At 71.6% G+C, this 16,726-nt stretch carries 15 protein-coding genes; 7 read left to right on the top strand and 8 right to left on the bottom strand.

Features of this window, described 5'->3' with window-relative positions; genetic code table 11:
• Positions 1–18: 18 nt before the first annotated feature.
• Both ACIQBL_RS13235 and ACIQBL_RS13240 read left to right on the top strand, forming a co-directional pair.
• Positions 19–459: a hypothetical protein gene (locus ACIQBL_RS13235; RefSeq protein ID WP_401940390.1), complete on the top strand. Its 441-nt coding sequence runs from the start codon at positions 19–21 to the stop codon at positions 457–459.
• A gap of 75 nt (positions 460–534) precedes the next feature.
• Positions 535–1,563, top strand: coding sequence for a DUF2510 domain-containing protein (locus tag ACIQBL_RS13240; protein ID WP_401940392.1), 1,029 nt, complete (start codon positions 535–537; stop codon positions 1,561–1,563).
• A gap of 146 nt (positions 1,564–1,709) precedes the next feature.
• On the opposite strand, the gene ACIQBL_RS13245 is transcribed toward ACIQBL_RS13240, so the two are convergent.
• A complete protein-coding gene (locus ACIQBL_RS13245; protein WP_401940395.1) occupies positions 1,710–2,324 on the bottom strand; it encodes a TetR/AcrR family transcriptional regulator in 615 nt (204 codons plus the stop codon).
• Positions 2,325–2,550: 226 nt separating this feature from the next.
• On the opposite strand from ACIQBL_RS13245, the gene ACIQBL_RS13250 reads away from it, so the two are divergent.
• Both ACIQBL_RS13250 and ACIQBL_RS13255 read left to right on the top strand, forming a co-directional pair.
• Positions 2,551–3,345 carry a phosphatase PAP2 family protein gene (locus ACIQBL_RS13250; RefSeq protein WP_401940398.1) on the top strand — a complete coding sequence of 265 codons (795 nt, stop codon included), beginning with the start codon at positions 2,551–2,553 and terminating at the stop codon, positions 3,343–3,345.
• Positions 3,342–4,307: a hypothetical protein gene (locus ACIQBL_RS13255; RefSeq protein ID WP_401940401.1), complete on the top strand. Its 966-nt coding sequence runs from the start codon at positions 3,342–3,344 to the stop codon at positions 4,305–4,307. Before ACIQBL_RS13250 ends, ACIQBL_RS13255 begins: the two co-directional genes overlap by 4 nt.
• Before the next feature lie 6 nt (positions 4,308–4,313).
• Here the strand turns inward: ACIQBL_RS13255 and ACIQBL_RS13260 are convergent, their stop codons facing one another.
• From ACIQBL_RS13260 to ACIQBL_RS13285, 6 genes are all read right to left on the bottom strand, one after another.
• Entirely contained in the window at positions 4,314–5,147 is an 834-nt protein-coding gene (locus tag ACIQBL_RS13260) for a phospholipid scramblase-related protein (RefSeq protein ID WP_401940404.1), read from the bottom strand.
• Positions 5,148–5,199: 52 nt separating this feature from the next.
• Positions 5,200–7,254, bottom strand: a complete 2,055-nt coding sequence (locus ACIQBL_RS13265; RefSeq protein WP_401940410.1) for a phosphocholine-specific phospholipase C — start codon at positions 7,252–7,254, stop codon at positions 5,200–5,202.
• A 159-nt stretch (positions 7,255–7,413) separates the two neighbouring features.
• Complete coding sequence (locus ACIQBL_RS13270) at positions 7,414–8,646, bottom strand: ABC transporter permease (RefSeq protein ID WP_401940413.1); 1,233 nt, start codon at positions 8,644–8,646, stop codon at positions 7,414–7,416.
• Positions 8,643–9,380, bottom strand: coding sequence for an ABC transporter ATP-binding protein (locus tag ACIQBL_RS13275; RefSeq protein WP_401940733.1), 738 nt, complete (start codon positions 9,378–9,380; stop codon positions 8,643–8,645). The genes ACIQBL_RS13270 and ACIQBL_RS13275 overlap by 4 nt, the downstream gene beginning before the upstream one ends.
• A 35-nt stretch (positions 9,381–9,415) precedes the next feature.
• Entirely contained in the window at positions 9,416–10,666 is a 1,251-nt protein-coding gene (locus ACIQBL_RS13280) for a hypothetical protein (protein WP_401940415.1), read from the bottom strand.
• Positions 10,663–11,244, bottom strand: a complete 582-nt coding sequence (locus ACIQBL_RS13285; protein WP_401940418.1) for a hypothetical protein — start codon at positions 11,242–11,244, stop codon at positions 10,663–10,665. Before ACIQBL_RS13285 ends, ACIQBL_RS13280 begins: the two co-directional genes overlap by 4 nt.
• 91 nt (positions 11,245–11,335) lie before the next feature.
• Here ACIQBL_RS13285 and ACIQBL_RS13290 point away from each other — a divergent pair, with 91 nt between their 5' ends.
• Both ACIQBL_RS13290 and ACIQBL_RS13295 read left to right on the top strand, forming a co-directional pair.
• The gene (locus ACIQBL_RS13290) at positions 11,336–12,037 is read left to right on the top strand and encodes a response regulator transcription factor (RefSeq protein WP_401940420.1); all 702 of its coding nucleotides are present in this window, start codon (positions 11,336–11,338) and stop codon (positions 12,035–12,037) included.
• Positions 12,027–13,847: an ATP-binding protein gene (locus ACIQBL_RS13295; protein ID WP_401940423.1), complete on the top strand. Its 1,821-nt coding sequence runs from the start codon at positions 12,027–12,029 to the stop codon at positions 13,845–13,847. The genes ACIQBL_RS13290 and ACIQBL_RS13295 overlap by 11 nt, the downstream gene beginning before the upstream one ends.
• Before the next feature lies 1 nt (position 13,848).
• Here the strand turns inward: ACIQBL_RS13295 and ACIQBL_RS13300 are convergent, their stop codons facing one another.
• Positions 13,849–14,907, bottom strand: coding sequence for an NAD(+)/NADH kinase (locus tag ACIQBL_RS13300; protein WP_401940424.1), 1,059 nt, complete (start codon positions 14,905–14,907; stop codon positions 13,849–13,851).
• Between the two features lie 286 nt (positions 14,908–15,193).
• Here ACIQBL_RS13300 and ACIQBL_RS13305 point away from each other — a divergent pair, with 286 nt between their 5' ends.
• Positions 15,194–16,645, top strand: a complete 1,452-nt coding sequence (locus tag ACIQBL_RS13305; protein WP_401940427.1) for an amidase — start codon at positions 15,194–15,196, stop codon at positions 16,643–16,645.
• Positions 16,646–16,726: the final 81 nt, after the last annotated feature.

Genomic DNA, 16,726 nt, shown 5'->3' on the forward strand with positions numbered 1-16,726 from the left:
GGCTTCAGCCATCGCCACATGCACCTCGGGCAAATACAAGATCGAATCGAGAACTGCACGGGCGGCACGGTCACCAAGACGTACAGCGTCGAGAAGATCTACGTGATCGGCGCCTCCGTGACATTCACCGCTGGCGCCGAGTTCACGGAGGAAGCCGTCCTCGCGAGCATGGAGGAGAGCGCCGACCTCCACCTCCAGGTGTCCGGCTCTCACACCAACAAACACGCCGAGAGCATCACTTACACCCTCAACAAGAACGACACGTACGTGCTCTACGCCGGTACCCGCAAGGTCACCGGCAACTGGAGGCGGTCCAAGTGCGAGGGCAGGTTCTGGTACGGGACCGGCCAGTACGACAAAGCACAGAGCTGGACCGAGGAGGTGGACGGTGGCGTCCGCTGCGGTGCCACGGTCCCCAAGAGCAGTCTCGCCTACGCGGTCAAGAAGAAGTACTGCTGACCACGCCCGCCGCCCGGGGGCGCTGCGACCGGATCCTCTCATCCCCCTTTCACCGACGCCTCATACGGTAGGGGCATGACGCAGGTGACTCCCCCCGGGTGGTACCCCGATCCCGGGCAGACGAATGACGGCCCCTCCACCGAGCGCTGGTGGGACGGCAAGGCATGGACGGACCAGACCCGCCCCGCCGGGTCCGCCGCCGAATGGGGTCCCCCGACGGAGCCGCCGTACGGCGGGGCCTACCCGACGTATCCCGTGCAGCCCCCGGCCGCACCGCGCCGCAACCTGCGCACGGGCATAGCCGTGGCGGTGGCCGTCGCGGTCCTCGCGGCCATCGGTGTCGGCGCGTACGCGCTGTCCGGCGACGGCGGCGGGAACGGCAACCAGGCCGGGACGCAGCAGGCGCCGAACGGACAGGGCGGCTTCGGCGGCCAGGGCGGCCCCGAGGGGCAGGGCGGCACGGGCGGTTCCGGCGGCCAGAGCGATCCCTTCGGCGGGTCCGGCGGTACGGGTGGCTCCGGTGGCACGGGCGGTGCGACGCCCGCGCCCAGCCAGTCGGCGCAGCCGAAGGTCGCGGCCGGCGGCACCGTGACCGACTCGCTCGACGGCATCAGCTTCACCGTGCCGTCCGACTGGTACGGCCAGGTCATCCAGGTCGGCGCGTCGGTCACGTCGAACACCTCCTACAAGTGCCCCGGCAACACCTCCCAGACCTGCACCAACGGCGGGGCGTACTCGGCGCCCGCGGTGGTGCTGGGCACGAAGGGTTCCACGGCCGAGGCGGTCGCGAAGGCGGACATCGCCGCCAACGCCAAGGAGTCCTACGGCGGCGCGAGCTACGGCAGCATCACCTCCCACCAGGTCCTCGCCTCCAAGGCCGTGACCGTCGCCGGGCAGAAGGGCTACCTCGTCCGCTGGAAGGCGGTCACCAGCAAGGGCGCCGACGGCTACGTCGAGTCGCTGGCGTTCCCGTCGCCGGCCCGCGCCAGTCAGATCGTCGTGGTGCGCTTCGGGGTCGACGTCGGGCAGAAGCTGTCCGTGATCGACGAGATCACCGCCGGCATCAAGGCGGCCTCGGCGAGCGGCGACGGACAGACGATCTGATCCTCCCCGCACACCGGTCGGCCGGGTGGGGCGCCTCTCCGCTCAAGAGGAACCCCACCCGGCCGGGGGGTGCGCGCCGCCCCCGTCCCCACGGTGCGGCGCGAACAGGTCACCGTCCAGTCATCCCACGGACGGCGGCCTGGTTCTCAGGTGAGACCGAGAGCCGGGAGCACGGCGGCCTCCACGAATCTCACCAGGTAGTCGGGGTCGGCGTAGCAGCCCTCCAGGACCGGGCGGGCCCGCAGGACGCCGAAGATCTGGGCCGGGACGTACGGCAGGGCCGGGTGGTCGGCCGGGATCTCGCCGCGTTCGACGCCGCGGCGCAGGATGTCCTCCAGCGCGACGATCTCGGGGTGGACGAGTGCCTCGCGGACCGCCTGGGCGAGTTCGCTGTCCTGGATGACGGCGTGGCCGAGGGCCGAGACGAGCTTGGTGTCCTTCGCCGACCAGGCGCCCGCGGCCCGCGCGGCCTGCCGCAGGTCCTCCGCGAGGGATCCGGTGTCGATGCCGGTGAAGTGCACCCGGCGGTTGGCGCGCAGCGCGGCGGCCACGAACTGGGGCTTGGTCCCCCACTGCCGGTACAGCGTGGACTTGCTGCACCGGGTGCTGCTGGCGACGCCCTCCATGCTGACGGAGTCGTAGCCGCATTCCCTGATCTGTTCGAGCACGGCGTCGAAGAACTCCCGCTCACGCTCAGGCGTGATCTTGGAGCGGCGCGAGGCGGCGACCGTGTCCGGTCCGTCCTCAGCCTGCGACGTCATGGGCTCTTCTCCTCACTCGGGTCCGCGGCCGTGGGGTCCGCTCTCCAGTGTGTCTCGTTTCGCTATCGATACGCCAGTGTACCGGTACTCCGGCGTATCGGTACACTCCCGTATCGGTACACTGGCGTATCGGAACGAACTCGTACCGATGAGTTCGGTCCGCCGGAAGGGTCACAAGCCCGGCCAGCACCACCACACGCACCACCGTCAGCGAAGGGGCCGGGGGATGAATGCCCGAACCGAGCCTGCAGAGAAGGAGACCGGCGCGATAGCGCGGCCTCCGCTCGTCCGTGAGCTCCTGCTCGTCGCAGGGCTCTTCCTCGTCTACAAGTTCGGCCGCCAGCTGGCGACGGGCCACACCGGTGAGGCCCTGCACAACGCCCGCCGCGTATGGGACCTGGAACGGACCCTGCATCTCCCCGGCGAGGGCTCGGTGCAGTCGGTGCTGCTGCACCACGACACCCTCGTGCACCTCGCGAACACCTTCTACGCGACCGTCCACTTCCCGGCCACCGTCGCCTTCCTGGTCTGGATGTACCTGCGGCGCCCCGCGCACTACGTCTGGGCCCGCCGGGTCCTGGCCACGGTCACCTCGGCCGCCCTGGTACTGCCCTTCGTGTTCCCCCTCGCACCCCCGCGCATGCTGGCCGCGACGGGCCTCGTCGACACCGCCAAGGTCTACGGCCCCTCGGTCTACGGCCCGCCGGCCAGCGACCACCTCTCGAACCAGTTCGCGGCGATGCCCTCGCTGCACTTCGGCTGGGCCCTGATGGTGGCGGTCGGCCTGATCGTCGCGACCCGGTCCCGCCGGCGCTGGCTGTGGCTGCTGCACCCGCTGGTCACCCTGCTGGTGATCGTGGGCACGGCGAACCACTACTGGCTCGACGCGATCGTGGCCGCCGCCATGCTCGGCGTCGCCCTCGCGCTGATCCGTCCCCCGCAGCGGACGGCGACCACCGCCGGCCGCGGTCGGGCCCGACTCGTCCCCGAAGAGCCCGTTCTCGTCGGAGCCGGCCGATGAACGCCACTCTCGTCGCCGTCGTCCTGTCCCTGTTCTCGGCCGTCGCCTACGCGTCCGCCGCCGTGGCGCAGGAACGGCTCGCGTCCCGCAACTCCGACGCGGGCATGCTGCGGCTGCTCGCCACCGGTTCCTGGTGGTGGACGGTCGTCCTGAACGCGTCGGCCGCGCTGCTGCACGTCGTGGCCCTCAACTACGGTCCGCTGACGGTCGTCCAGCCGCTGGGCGCGCTCACCCTCGTCGCCGCCGTGCCCATGGGCGCCCGCGTGGCCGGCCGGCGGGTCAGCACGGCCGAGTGGCGAGGCACCGCCCTGACCCTGCTGGGCCTGTCCGCGCTGCTCGTCACGGCGTCCGGGCCCCAGCCCGAGCAAGTACTCAGCGTTCCCCAGGCGTTGGCGGTCGCGGGCGCGACATCCGCACTGATCGGCCTGCTGGCCCGGCGCGGCGCGAAGCCCGGTCTACGGCACGCCTCGGCGTCCGGTGTCGCCTCGGGTGTCGCCTCCGCGCTCACGCAGACCGTGACGGTCGCGGCGACGGACCGTTCGGGTCCGCTGCTCAGCGCGCAGGTGGTCGGAGTCGCCCTGCTGGTCGCGCTGTTCGCGGCGGGCGGGCTGCTGCTCTCGCAGACCGCCTACCGGGGCGGTCTCGGCGCCCCGCTCGCGGTGGTGACCCTGGCGAACCCGGTGGCCGCCGCGGCGATCGGCCTCGCGCTGCTGGGCGAACGCCTCCAGGGCGGCGCGGGCGGGATACTCCTGGCGCTGGCGGGCGCCGGACTCGCGTCCTGGGGTGTGGTGCTGCTGACCCGGGTGGTCCCCGTCGTACCCCTGACGCACGAGTACGACGACCACGATCATCCCGTGGCCGCCGTACTGGCGCTGGAGCCCCGATCGGCTTCTCCGGAACCGGCGTTGATGCCCCGACAGCCGGACCGACGGTCCGCGCCGGGGCATCTCACCGCACTCTGACCGGGGTCAGCCGAGGCCGCGCGAGTCCTGCTTGAGCGCGGTGTCGACGGTCAGCGCCGTCGCCACCACCAGGCTGAGCAGCGGCTCGGGCAGCTGGTAGTGGATCTGCAGGACGTAGTTGTCCGCGGTCGTGAACATCGTCTTGGCGAGGCCTTCCCAGGTCTTGGTGATCCGGGCGACCTCGTTGTCCGCGTGGTCGACGATCGCGAAGTTCCACGCCCGCCAGTTCTCCGCCTTGATCGCGCCGATCTGTTGGCCGTTCGCGAAGATCCCGAAGTTGATCTTCCCGATCATGTTCTGCTGGACGATCTCGCCCACCTGCGAACCGTCCGGGCGGGACACGATCACCTTGGACTTCATGATCTTCGCCGGCCGGGTCAGCACCAACTGCGGCTGCCCGTGGGCGTCCCGGATCTCCAGCCGGTGCGTCATGAACTGGTCCAGGCTGGAGACGAAGCGTATGGCCTTCTTCAGCGCGCTCTGGCCTATCTCGGTGACCGAGCCGACCAGATTGCCGTTCTGATCCATGACCTTGTACTCGTTGGTCAGCTCGATCAGCTTGGCCTTCTGGTTCACCACGAGCACCGGCTCGCTGAACAGGCTGCCGCCGCCGGGGCCGCCCCCGGCGACCCCGGCCTGCGTCTGCACCTGGCGCTGGACCCGCGGATCGGGCCCCGTCTGCTGCTGCGGCACGGCCTGCGACTGCGGCTCGGCGCCCTGCGCCTGCTGGTCCGCGTTGGTGTGCTCGGTCCACTTCGCGCCGTCCCAGTAGCGGAGGGTCTGGGGCGCTCCGTGCGGATCCGGGTACCAGCCTGCAGGTGTGTTCGAATGCGTGGTCACCGGGGCACACTACCGCGAGTGCCCCGGAAAACAACCGGCTTCACGAAGCCCCTCAGACGGTGACGATCGCCGGGTCGCTGACCCCCGGACGACCGTTCTCGACATGTCCGGCGAATCGCCGCAGGAAGCCCGCGTCGCCGTCGGAGGTGACCGTCAGGTCGTACCACCGCCTGCTCGCGCCCAGGCCGAAGGTGTGCCGCACGGTGGCGCCCGCCCGCACCTTGAAGGTCTGTGTACGGCCGCCGTAGCCGTCGGCGACCTTCAACTGCACCGTGCCGGAGCCCTTGTTGGTGAAGGTCAGCTCGACGTCGTCGCCGCAGTTCCGGGCGGTGACCTCGGGTCCGGCGCTCTTGCCGGGGCCCTTGAAGACGCGCAGGAATCCGTTCGGGCCGTGCACGGTCAGGTCGTACGAGCCGTTCGAGTACGCCGAGTTCCAGGCGTCCGAGACGGACTTGCCGGCCTCGGTGGTGTAACTCCAGGGCCCGTCCGTGCGGTTGCCGGAGGTGACCAGGAAGTTGGCGCCGGCCTGCGCGCCGGAGGCGAAGGTCAGCGTGAACTTCCCGGCCGCCGTGTCCGCCGAACCGTCCACCGCGGGCGCGTACTTGAGGGGCCGGGCGGGGCGCAGTCCGCGTTCCTGCTTGGGCAGCACCGGGTTGGCGGGCGGGGTCGGCACGTAGTCGGGGTGGCGGTTCTTGTCCGGCGGCCGGTAGCCGTCGGTGTCCGGCAGCGGGACCTTCTTGGTGTCCTTGTGGGAGAAGTCGAAGGCAGTGGTCAGGTCGCCGCAGATCGCGCGCCGCCAGGGCGAGATGTTGGGCTCGTGCACACCGAAGCGGCGCTCCATGAACCGGATCACCGAGGTGTGGTCGAAGGTCTCCGAGCAGACGTAACCGCCCTTGCTCCAGGGCGAGACGACGATCATCGGCACCCGCTGGCCCAGCCCGTAGGGACCGGCCGGGTGGCCGGCGTTGCCCTTGAAGAGGTCGGGGCCGACGTCGACGGTCGACTTGCCCTGCGCGGCAGAGCCCGGCGCGAACGGCGGCACCAGGTGGTCGAAGAAGCCGTCGTTCTCGTCGTACGTGATGAACAGGGCCGTCTTCGCCCACACCTTGGGGTCGGACGTCAGCGCGTCCAGGACCTGGGCGACGTACCAAGCGCCATAGTTCGCGGGCCAGTTGGGGTGTTCGGTGAAGGCCTCGGGGGCGACGATCCAGGAGATCTCCGGCAGCTTGCCGCCCTTGACGTCGGCCTTCAGCTGGTCGAAGAAGCCCTCGCCCTTGCGGGCGTCGGTACCGGTGCGAGCCTTGTCGTACAGCGGGTCGCCGGGCTGGGCGTTCTGGAACTGCTTGAAGTAGAGGAGCGAGTTGTCGCCGTAGTTGCCGCGGTAGGCGTCCGGGATCCAGCCCCAACTGCCGTTCGCGTCGAGGCCGTCGCCGACGTCCTGGTAGATCTTCCAGGAGACCCCGGCCTTCTCCAGGCGCTCGGGGTACGTCGTCCAGCTGTAGCCGGCCTCGTCGTTGCCGAGGACGGGGCCGCCGCCCTGGCCGTCGTTGCCGGTGTACCCCGTCCACAGGTAGTAGCGGTTGGGGTCGGTGGAGCCGATGAACGAGCAGTGGTACGCGTCGCAGATGGTGAAGGAGTCGGCGAGCGCGTAGTGGAACGGGATGTCCTCGCGGGTCAGGTACGCCATCGTCGTGGAGCCCTTGGACGGCACCCACTTGTCGTACTTGCCGCCGTCGAACGCGGCGTGCCCGTCGTTCCAGCCGTGCGGGAGGTCCTGGATGAACTGCAGGCCCAGGTCGTCGGCCTCGGGGCGGAAGGGCAGGATGTCCTTCGTGCCGTCCGACTGGTACCAGACCGGTTTGCCGTCCTGCCGGGTCACGACAGGGCGGGGGTCGCCGAAGCCCCGGACACCTCTCAGCGAACCGAAGTAGTGGTCGAAGGACCGGTTCTCCTGCATCAGGACGACGATGTGCTCGACGTCCTCGATGCTCCCGGAACGGTGGTTCGCGGGGAGCGCGGCGGCACGCTCGATGCTGTTCGACAGTGCCGTGAAGGCCGTGGTGGCACCCGCGAGCTGGAGAAAGCGACGCCGATTGACTTCGGACATGGGTGAGGTACCTCTCATCCTGACGCGCGACCGGCCGGATCATGGCGAAATGCGCGCGCTGCGAGTGTTCCAAGAGCAACAAACGTCAGGGAAGGGTCCGGTGGCGCCCATGTGAAAGTCGTCCGTACGTGCGGGGTCGGGTCGCCATCGCGAGCGGCCTCACGCCGTCGCCAAAGCCTCCGTCGGGGTGAGGCGGGAGGCCCTGATGGAGGGGTAGACGCCGGCCGCCATCCCGATCAGGACGGCGCCGCCGAAGCCGCCGGCCACCGCAGGGAGCGGGATCACCGGGGGCCAGCCCTGATACGTGGCGTAGCCGACGGTCGCCAGGACGCCGAGTACCGTGCCGGCCAGGCCGCCGAGGCAGGACAGGGCCACGGACTCGGTGAGGAACTGCCCGCGGATCTGGCCCCTGTTGGCGCCCAGTGCCCGTCGTAGACCGATCTCCCTACGGCGTTCCAGGACCGAGATGACCATGGTGTTGGCCACGCCGATCCCGCCGACCAGCAGGGCGACCCCGGCGAGGCCGAGGAAGAGCGCGGAGAACGTCGTCTCGGTGGCGCGCTTCGCGGCGAGGGCGTCGGACGGGCGGCTGACCTGCACCATGCCGGGGAGTTCGGGGTAGACGGTCGCGGCGAGGACGTTCCGGACCGCGTCGATGGCGTCCTCCCGCGCCTTGACGTAGATCACGGTGGGGTGGCCCGTGAAGCCCAGCTGGGTGCGCGCCGCGTCCCAGCCGACCAGCACCGAGCGGTCGATGTCGGGCGAGAGCGGGGTCCGCGCGAGGACGCCGATGACCGTGAACCAGCGGCGGTCGATGTAGATCTGCGGGGCGGGCCGCCCCGGTACCACCTTCGCGACGCCCATCCGGGTGGCGGCCACCGAGCCGAGGACGGCCGTGGGGAATCTCTCGGTGCTCGCGCTGAGGTAACGCCCGGACTGGACCTCGGCGTTGATCGCCTTCAGCAGGTCGGTCCCGCTCGCCAGGACGGTGAGGCCCGCGTAGTCGTCGGCGTCGACGCGGTCGCTGCGGAACACTTCGGCATGGGTGTTGGCGACCGCGCCGGCCACCGTCACCGGGCCGATCCGGCGGACCATGTCCACGGACTGGGGCGGGAGTTGGACCGGCGGCGTCTGGTGGGGGACCGGTACGGCCTGGAGCATGGTGGTGCCCAGTGCGGAGAGTTGGTTCATCAGCGCCTTCTGGCTCGACGCCGGGATGCCGGTGACCACGATCATCGTGGCGATGCCGATCGAGATGCCCAGCGCGGACAGCGCCGCCCGCACCCTGCGGGTGTGGATGCCGAGCAGGCCCAGGCGCAGGATGTCCAGCGGGGCCAGCCGCACCGGCCTGGTGTCGGCGAGGGCGCGCGCCTTCGGTGTGGTGGTGGTCATGGCCGGCGTTCCCCCGTGCTGTCGGTGAAGGTGTCCGTACGGAGGGCGAGCGTGTCGGCCATGTCGATGGCCTGCGTGTCCGCACCGAGGCCGCCGCCCCGGACGTCGGCGACCAGGCGGCCGTCGAGGATCTCCACCCTGCGGGGCAGCCGCCCGGCGATGTCCCGGTCGTGGGTGATGATCGCGATCGTGGTGCCCTCGCCGTTCAGTGTCGTCAACAGGTCCAGTACGGCACGGCCGTTGGCGGTGTCCAGGGCGCCGGTGGGTTCGTCCGCGAGGACCAGGGCCGGGCTGTTGACCAACGCGCGGGCGATGGCGACCCGTTGGCGTTCGCCGCCGGAGAGCTGGTTCGGCAGATGCCCGGCGCGGTGCGCCAGGCCGACCCGGGCGAGTGCCTCGCGGGCCAGCGGCTGGCGTCGGCGGCGCGGAACTCCGGCGTAGAGCAGGCCTGTTGCGACGTTCTCGGCGGCGGTCAGGCCGTCGGTGAGGTGGAACTGCTGGAAGACGAAGCCGAGTTGGCGTCCGCGCAGCGCGGACAGGCGGCGGTCGGAGAGGGTCGCGACGTCGTGGCCGCCGATCTCCACGGTGCCGGTGGTCGGCCGGTCCAGGGTGCCCATGATGTTGAGCAGGGTCGACTTGCCGGACCCGGACGGGCCGACGACGGCGAGGAGTTCGCCCTCCTCGATGGCGAGCGAGACACCGTCCAGGGCCTTCACCCCGCCCGGATACGCCATGCCCGCGTTGATCACGGCCAGCACCGGTCGGGTCTTCACGAGGTGGTCACCACCTTGAGCCCGGCCGCGACCCCGGTGCCGCTGACCTCCACGAGCCCCTTGGCGAACATGCCGGTCCTCACCGCGATCAGCCGGCCGCCGGGCAGTTGGACGGCGTAGCCGCCCTCGCTCAGCGCCAGCAGCGCGCCGACCGGTACCGCGAGCACGCCCCTGCGGGTCTCCGAGGTGAACGCCACCTGCACCGACGCGGAGGTCAGCTTCCGTACCGCTCCGGTGTCGCGCACCGAGACGGTGACCGTGAGTTGGGCGGGGGCACCGGTGCCTCCGCCGGACTCGGAGCTGTCGGTGGCGGCGGTACCGACCACGTCGACGGTCCCGTGGACCGTGGTGTCGTCCGGCAGTGTCACGGTCACCCGGTCGCCCCGGGCCACCGTGCCGACCTGGGTCGCGTCCACCGGTACGGACACCTTCTTGGTGGTCGAACCGACCGTCATCAGGCTGCCGTTGGCGTCGTCACCGATCTGGGCCTGCACCTCGGCGACCCGCACCTTCCCGGACTGCACCACGACGTCCCCGATGCCCAGCACCCCGGTGGCGGGCATCCCGACGTGGGTCTGCCAGCGCCCGATCGCGGCGACGAGGCCGGTGGTGAGCACGCCGTCGCCCTCCTTGACCTCGACCGAGGTCGCGCTGACGGTCGGGGTCGGCGTCGGGCTCGCGGAGGGGGCGGCCGAATCGCCCGCCTTGCCGGACGGCTCGGAGGCGCCGGTGGACTTCGTGGCGGCGGGGTGCTGGGTGACCCGGCTACCGACCGCCGGTTGCGAACCGATGCCGTAGCCGAGCTTCTTGAGGTTGTCGGCGATCATCCGGACGTCGGGGCCGGTGGTGCCCCTGGCGTCGAGGGTGCGGTAGAGGGGGGTGCCGCCGTAGAACACCGGGACCGGGACGTTGTCCACCTTGTACAGGGGGTGGCCCCGGGACACTCTCGCCCCGGGGGCCGGCAGCCAGGTGACGAGGCCGGGCTTGGCGCCCTTGACCGGGGCCGCCTTGCCGTAGCCGAGGGTTCCGCTCAGGGTCTGGGCGTTGGAGAGGTCGGTCCGGGTCACCGTGGCGGTGCCGACCCGTGCCGAGTCGGTGGCCGTCGTGCCGGGTTTCGCGGTGCCGTCCTGCCATACGGTGACGCCGAGCGCGGTCGCCGTGACGCCGGCCAGTGCCACGGCGCCGATCCTCAGTCGGCGCCTTCCGCGCCGGGGGCGGGTGTCGTCGGGGTCGGTGGGCCGGGTCACCGGTACGCCTTCAGCGTGCAGTGCCTGTCGAGGTCGGCCTGCTCGGAGTCGCTCAGGGTCAAGGGCCCGTCGTAGTTCCAGCCGGAGCCGTCGGGCAGCCCCTTGACCTTGAGACCGCCGGCGTTGAGGCACCGGATGTACTCGCGGAAGTCGTCGAGGTAGTGCGGGTTCCTGGCCGGGTCCAACTCCGGTGGCTGGAGCGGCAGTTTGGGGAGGCAGGCCCTGCGGGCGGCGGAGTCCCTTCCACGGCCGCCTCCTCCCGGGTACCACTGGCTCGAACCCGGCTTGTAGCCGCCGGGGACGCCGTGGTCGCGCAGGCAGTCGAGGTAGATGCCGTTCAGCCGGGCCTCCTCCGCCGGGGAGGTGTCCAGCCTCAACTGGGGACGGCCCGCCTCGGAGCTCGCGTCCGGCGTCGGCGAACCGCTCGCGCTCGCCGTGGTGATCGAGGCGACGCCCTTGTCCTGCTTGTCCTTGGACTCGGTGTGTCCGCCGCCGCACGCGGCGAGGAGGGCGAGGGCCGCCGCCGCGCCGAGGCCGGTGAGGGCGGCGGACCGCCGTCGATGAGTGAGGTTCGACATGGCGGCACCGTGGCCGGAGGATATGAAGATCCTGTCAGACCGCCGTCAGACTTCTGTCTGGTGTCGGGGCGGTGACCTTAGGGTGAGCCGCGTGAACGCATATGTCCTGGTGGCCGAGGACGACGTCAAGCAGGCCGAGGTGATCCGCCGCTATCTCACCAGCGAGGGCCACTCCTCCCTGATCGTCCACGACGGGCGCGCGGCGATCGACGAGGTGCGGCGCCGGCAGCCGGACCTGCTCGTGCTCGACGTGATGATGCCCCTGGTCGACGGACTGGACGTGTGCCGTGTGCTGCGCCGGGAGTGCGAGGTGCCGGTGCTGATGCTGACGGCCCGCAGCACCGAGGAGGACCTGCTGCTCGGCCTGGACCTGGGCGCCGACGACTACATGACGAAGCCGTACAGCCCACGGGAGTTGATGGCCCGGATCCGTACCCTGCTGCGGCGGACGCGCGCCGGGACGGCGGCGCCGGACGATCCCGTGCTGCGGATCGGCGCCATCGCCATCGACCCGGTCCGCCGTACCGTCGCCCTCGACGGACGCGAAGTGGTGTGCACGCCCGGGGAGTTCGAGATCCTCGCGGCGATGGCCGCCGAGCCGGAACGGGTCTTCACCCGGCGCCAACTGCTCGCCCTGACCCGTGGGTTCGACCGCTACATCACCGAGCGCACGATCGACGTCCATGTCCTCAACCTGCGCAAGAAGATAGAGGCCGTCCCTCGCCAACCCGCCTATCTGCAGACCGTGTACGGCGTCGGCTACAAGCTCACGGACGGCAGCCGTGCGCGCTGAGCCGGAGGCCGTGTCCCCGGCCGGCGGCGAGGCGAGGGCCAGGACGCGGGTCCGGGCCGAAGTGCCCCTGCACAGAAGCCTGTTGGTCCGGTTGCTGGCCGTGTCGGTGATGATCGCCGTCTGTTCGGTCGCGGCCACCGCCTGGCTGGCGGCGCGCACCACGAGCAGCGCCATCCAGCAGGAGCAGGGCCAACTCCTGTCGTCCGACACGGAGATCTACGACACGGTGGTCGGCTACGCGGCCGTCCACCCGGACTGGAACGGTGTCGCCCCCACCCTGCGCCGCCTCGCCGAACGCACCGGCCGCCGGATCACGCTGACCACGCAGAGCCGCCGCAGGATCGCCGCGTCGTCCACGAGCACCTCCGCGCTGCCCACCCGGGCGTCGGCGGTCGTCGACCCCCTGCACACCGACCCGGCCCTGCTGGCCGGCGGTGGGACGGACCGGATCGATCCCCGTGCCGTCGGCCCGTACCGGCTGACGACCGCCGAGCGGAAGAACCTGCGCCTGTGGGCGGACAAGATCCTCGCCTGTCTGCGCGGCACGACCGGTGCCGCCACCCTCACCGAGGAGCCCAGCGGCCGTCCCGCCATCAGGCTTCCCGACAGTGCCCTGGACGGGTCCTTCGTGGACCAGGGATGCGGTCTCGACCTGCTCGGCATGCCCGCCCCGACCGAGGCCGGGCCGCTCAACCGGCTGACCACCATGGTCAACGACTGCCTGGAGCGCGAGAAGCAGCCCCTCGTGAAGTTCGGCATGGACTTCGTCATCCGCACGAAGGGCGACAGCCAGGCCGCCCGGACCTGTCTGGACACCGCCCGCCGCGACCAGCTCACGCCCTATGTGGCTCCGGCCGCGCTGCTGTACGTCACCACCCCGGCCGGAACGGTCGTCGCCCCCGCCTTCCACCTGTCCTCCGCCGGCACCGCCCGCCTCGCCGGTGTCGCCGGGCTGGTGCTGCTGGTCACCGTGGCCGTCACCGTCGTGGTCGGCACCCGGCTCGTCCGGCCGCTGCGCGCACTGGCGGACGCGGCCCGCCGCCCGGTCGAGGAGCACCAGCGGGTGCCGGTGACCACCAACGACGAGATCGGCTTTCTCGCCGCCGCCTTCAACGACCTCTCCCAGCGCCGCGAACGCGTGGAGGGCCGGCGCAGGGCGATGGTCAGCGATGTCGCCCACGAACTGCGCACCCCGCTGAGCACCATCCGCGGCTGGCTCGAAGCCGTGCAGGACGGCATCGCCACCTCCGACCAGGCCCTCGTCGACTCCCTGCTCGAAGAGGCGCTGCTGCTCCAGCACATCGTCGACGACCTCCAGGACCTCGCGGAGGCCGACGCGGGCCAGCTGCGTGTCCACCCCGAGCCGCTGCGCGTACGCGACCTCCTCGACCACGTCACCACCGTCCACCACGGCCGCGCCGAGACCGCGGGCGTGACCCTCACCGCCCGGACCGACGGCGACCCGGAGCTGAGCGGCGACCCCGTGCGGCTGCGGCAGGTCGTCGGCAACCTGGTGTCCAACGCGCTGCGGCACACCCCGTCCGGCGGCAGCGTCACCCTGCTGGCCCGCCGGGCCGGGGACGAGGTGACGATCGAGGTCGCCGACACGGGGACCGGTATCCCGGCCGAGGATCTGCCCCGGGTCTTCGACCGGTTCTGGCGCGCCGACAAGTCCCGCAGCCGACGGACCGGCGGCAGCGGGCTGGGCCTGGCGATCGTGCGCCGGCTCACCGAGGCGCACGGCGGGACGGTGACGGTGGCCAGCACGGTCGGCGCCGGCACGGTGTTCACCGTGAGCCTGCCCGTGTGACCTACTGAGGGGCGGGCGGGAGGCGCAGCCCGACGAGGTCCGGCGGGACGGGGGTGTCCGGGCGGAAGAACGGTTCCGAGGGCCCGTCCTGGGCGTTGGCGGGCGCGTCGGTGAGCCGGAACCGGTCGCGCAGCCGGCCGTAGAAGTCGGTGGGCCTCAGCCGGATGAGGCGGACGCGCTGCGGGGCGCGGAAGACGCCGATCCAGTCGCCGGGGTCCAGGACTCCGCGCAGTTGGCCGTCGACGCTGACGGCGGCCTGTCCGGAGTGGGGCAGGACGCGCAGGCCGATCGGTTCGTCGGGGGCGGCGATGACGCTGCGGTTGAACGTCATGTGCGGGGCGATCGGGGTGAAGACGAGGGCGTCCATGTGGGGCGAGAGGACGGGTCCTCCGGCGGCGAAGCTGTAGGCCGTGGACCCGGTGGGGGTGGCGACGGCCAGGGCGTCGGCCGAGTAGGTCGCCAGCAGCCGGCCGGCCAGGTAGACGCCGACGCCGACCTGCCGGTCGCGGGCCAGTTTCTCCAGGACGACGTCGTTGACCGCGATGACGTCCAGCGCGCAGCCCCACCCGCCCCCTTCCGTGGTCTCCGGCCGGACCTGCGGCGGCGGCAGCGCGGGACCGCGGCCGTAGCGCAGCAGGGCCTCCATCTCCTCGGGGATGTCCAGGGGGCGGGAGGCTCGCATGGTCAGCGTCATGCGTTCCTCCACGACGGCCCGCCCCTCGTGCACCGCGTCGAGGGCGTCGCCGATGTCGCGGGCCGGGACCTCGGTGAGGAAGCCGACCTTGCCCAGGTCGACGCCGAGCACGTCGGCTCCGCTCTTGACGGCGATGCGGGCGCCGCGCAGGAAGGTGCCGTCGCCGCCGAGGGTGACGACGAGGTCGGGGTTGCCCGCCGCCTCGGCCTCCTCGCGTCCGGTACGGCGGTGGTGGTCCTTGGCCCACACGTCGATCTCCGTACAGCGCACGCCGTGCGCCTCGCTCCAGGCGTGCACGGCCCGGGCCGCGTCCCGTGCGGTCTCGCGTCCCAGGTGGACGACGAGGCCGATACGACGTACGGGCATGGGGTCCTCCATGGAGTGCGGTCGGGGGCGAGGGGGGTGGCGGCCGGTGTGGAGTTCGTCGGCCGGTGCGGGGCGTTCGTCCGGCGGGACCGGGCTGGGCACGATCTTCCCGCGTCTGTGCCGTCGCCGCACCTGTCGGTAGGCCTCCTGGACCTGTTGACCGTGAACGCGGAGAGCGCGGAGAGCGCGGCGAACGCGGTGTGCGGGTCTCCGGCCTCCGGGGCTCAATCCCGTTGCGCGAAGCGGTATTTCGTGGCCTGTTCGAGCGGCCGGTACGTTCGGTTTCATGGAGTGGAACTCACAGTCGGCCGAGGAAATCGCCACCGCCCTGCGCGCCGGAGAGGTGACCTCGGTGGAACTGACCGACGAGGCGATCGCCCGTATCGAGCGGGACGACAAGGTGGTCAACGCGATCTGCGTCCCGGACTTCGACCGCGCGCGGGACGCCGCCCGCGATGCCGACCGGGCGCGCGCCCGGGGCGAGGACCGGCCGCTGCTCGGCATTCCGGTGACGGTCAAGGAGTCCTTCGACATCGCGGGGCTGCCCACGACGTGGGGCGTGCCCGAGCACCGGAACCATCTGCCGGCCGAGGACGCGGTGCAGGTGGCGCGGCTCAGGGCCGCGGGCGCGGTGGTGCTGGGCAAGACCAATGTGCCCTTGATGCTGACGGACGTGCAGAGTTTCAACGAGATCTACGGCACCACCAACAACCCCTGGGACCACGGCCGTACGGCGGGTGGCTCCTCCGGCGGATCGGCGGCGGCCCTGGCGTGCGGGTTCGGGGCGCTGTCGATCGGCTCCGACATCGGCGGTTCGCTGCGCACCCCCGCGCACTTCTGCGGTGTCTACGCCCACAAGCCGACCCTCGGTCTCGCGGCGACCCGGGGTATGGTCCCGCCGCCCGCGCCGGCGTTGCCCGTCGAGGGCGATCTCGCCGTGGTCGGTCCGATGGCGCGCACGGCCCGCGACCTCGCGCTCCTGCTCGACGTCATGGCCGGACCGGATCCGCTGACGCTCGGTGTGGCGCACGAGGTGACCCTGCCGCCCGCGCGCCACGAACGGCTCGACGGCTTCCGGGTCCTCGTCCTCGACGAACACCCGCTCATCGCGACCGGGTCCGCCGTACGGGCGGGCGTTGACCGGGTCGCCGCCGCGCTCACCGACGGCGGTGCCCGCGTCGAGCGGCACAGTGCGCTGCTGCCCGATCTGACCGAATCCGCCTTGATCTACACCCAGTTGCTGTTCTCGGGCTTCTCCGCGCGTTGGCCCGCCGAGACATACGAGCAACTGCGCGGCCTCGCCGCCGGGTTGGAGGAGGACGACCGGAGTCTCGACGCGGCACGGCTGCGCGGCATGGTGCTCAGCCACCGCGACTGGATCGGGGCTGACCACTCCCGCGAGCTCCACCGTCACGGCTGGCGGCGGCTCTTCGCCGAGTTCGACGCGGTGGTGTGTCCCGTCACGCCCACGCCCGCGTTCCCGCACGACCACGATCCCGATCCGACGGGTCGGCGGCTCGACATCGACGGTGTCGGGTACCCGTACCTCGACCAGCTCGTCTGGGCCGGTGTGGCCACCATGCCCGGTCTGCCCGCCACCGCCGTACCGACGGGCCTGTCCCCCGAGGGTCTGCCGGTGGGGGTGCAGCTCATCGGCCCGATGTTCGAGGACCGCACCCCGCTGCGGCTGGCCGAACTGCTGGAGGAGAGGATCGGCGGGTTCCTGGCGCCGCGGTAGGACGGGGTCCCCGTCGGCGACGCCTTCGTCTTCCACGGTTCGCTCCGACGGCCCGGAACGAAGGCCGGTAGCCCCGGTGTT

Origin of the sequence: Streptomyces sp. NPDC088350 (assembly GCF_044753545.1) — a bacterium.
Classification (GTDB): domain Bacteria; phylum Actinomycetota; class Actinomycetes; order Streptomycetales; family Streptomycetaceae; genus Streptomyces.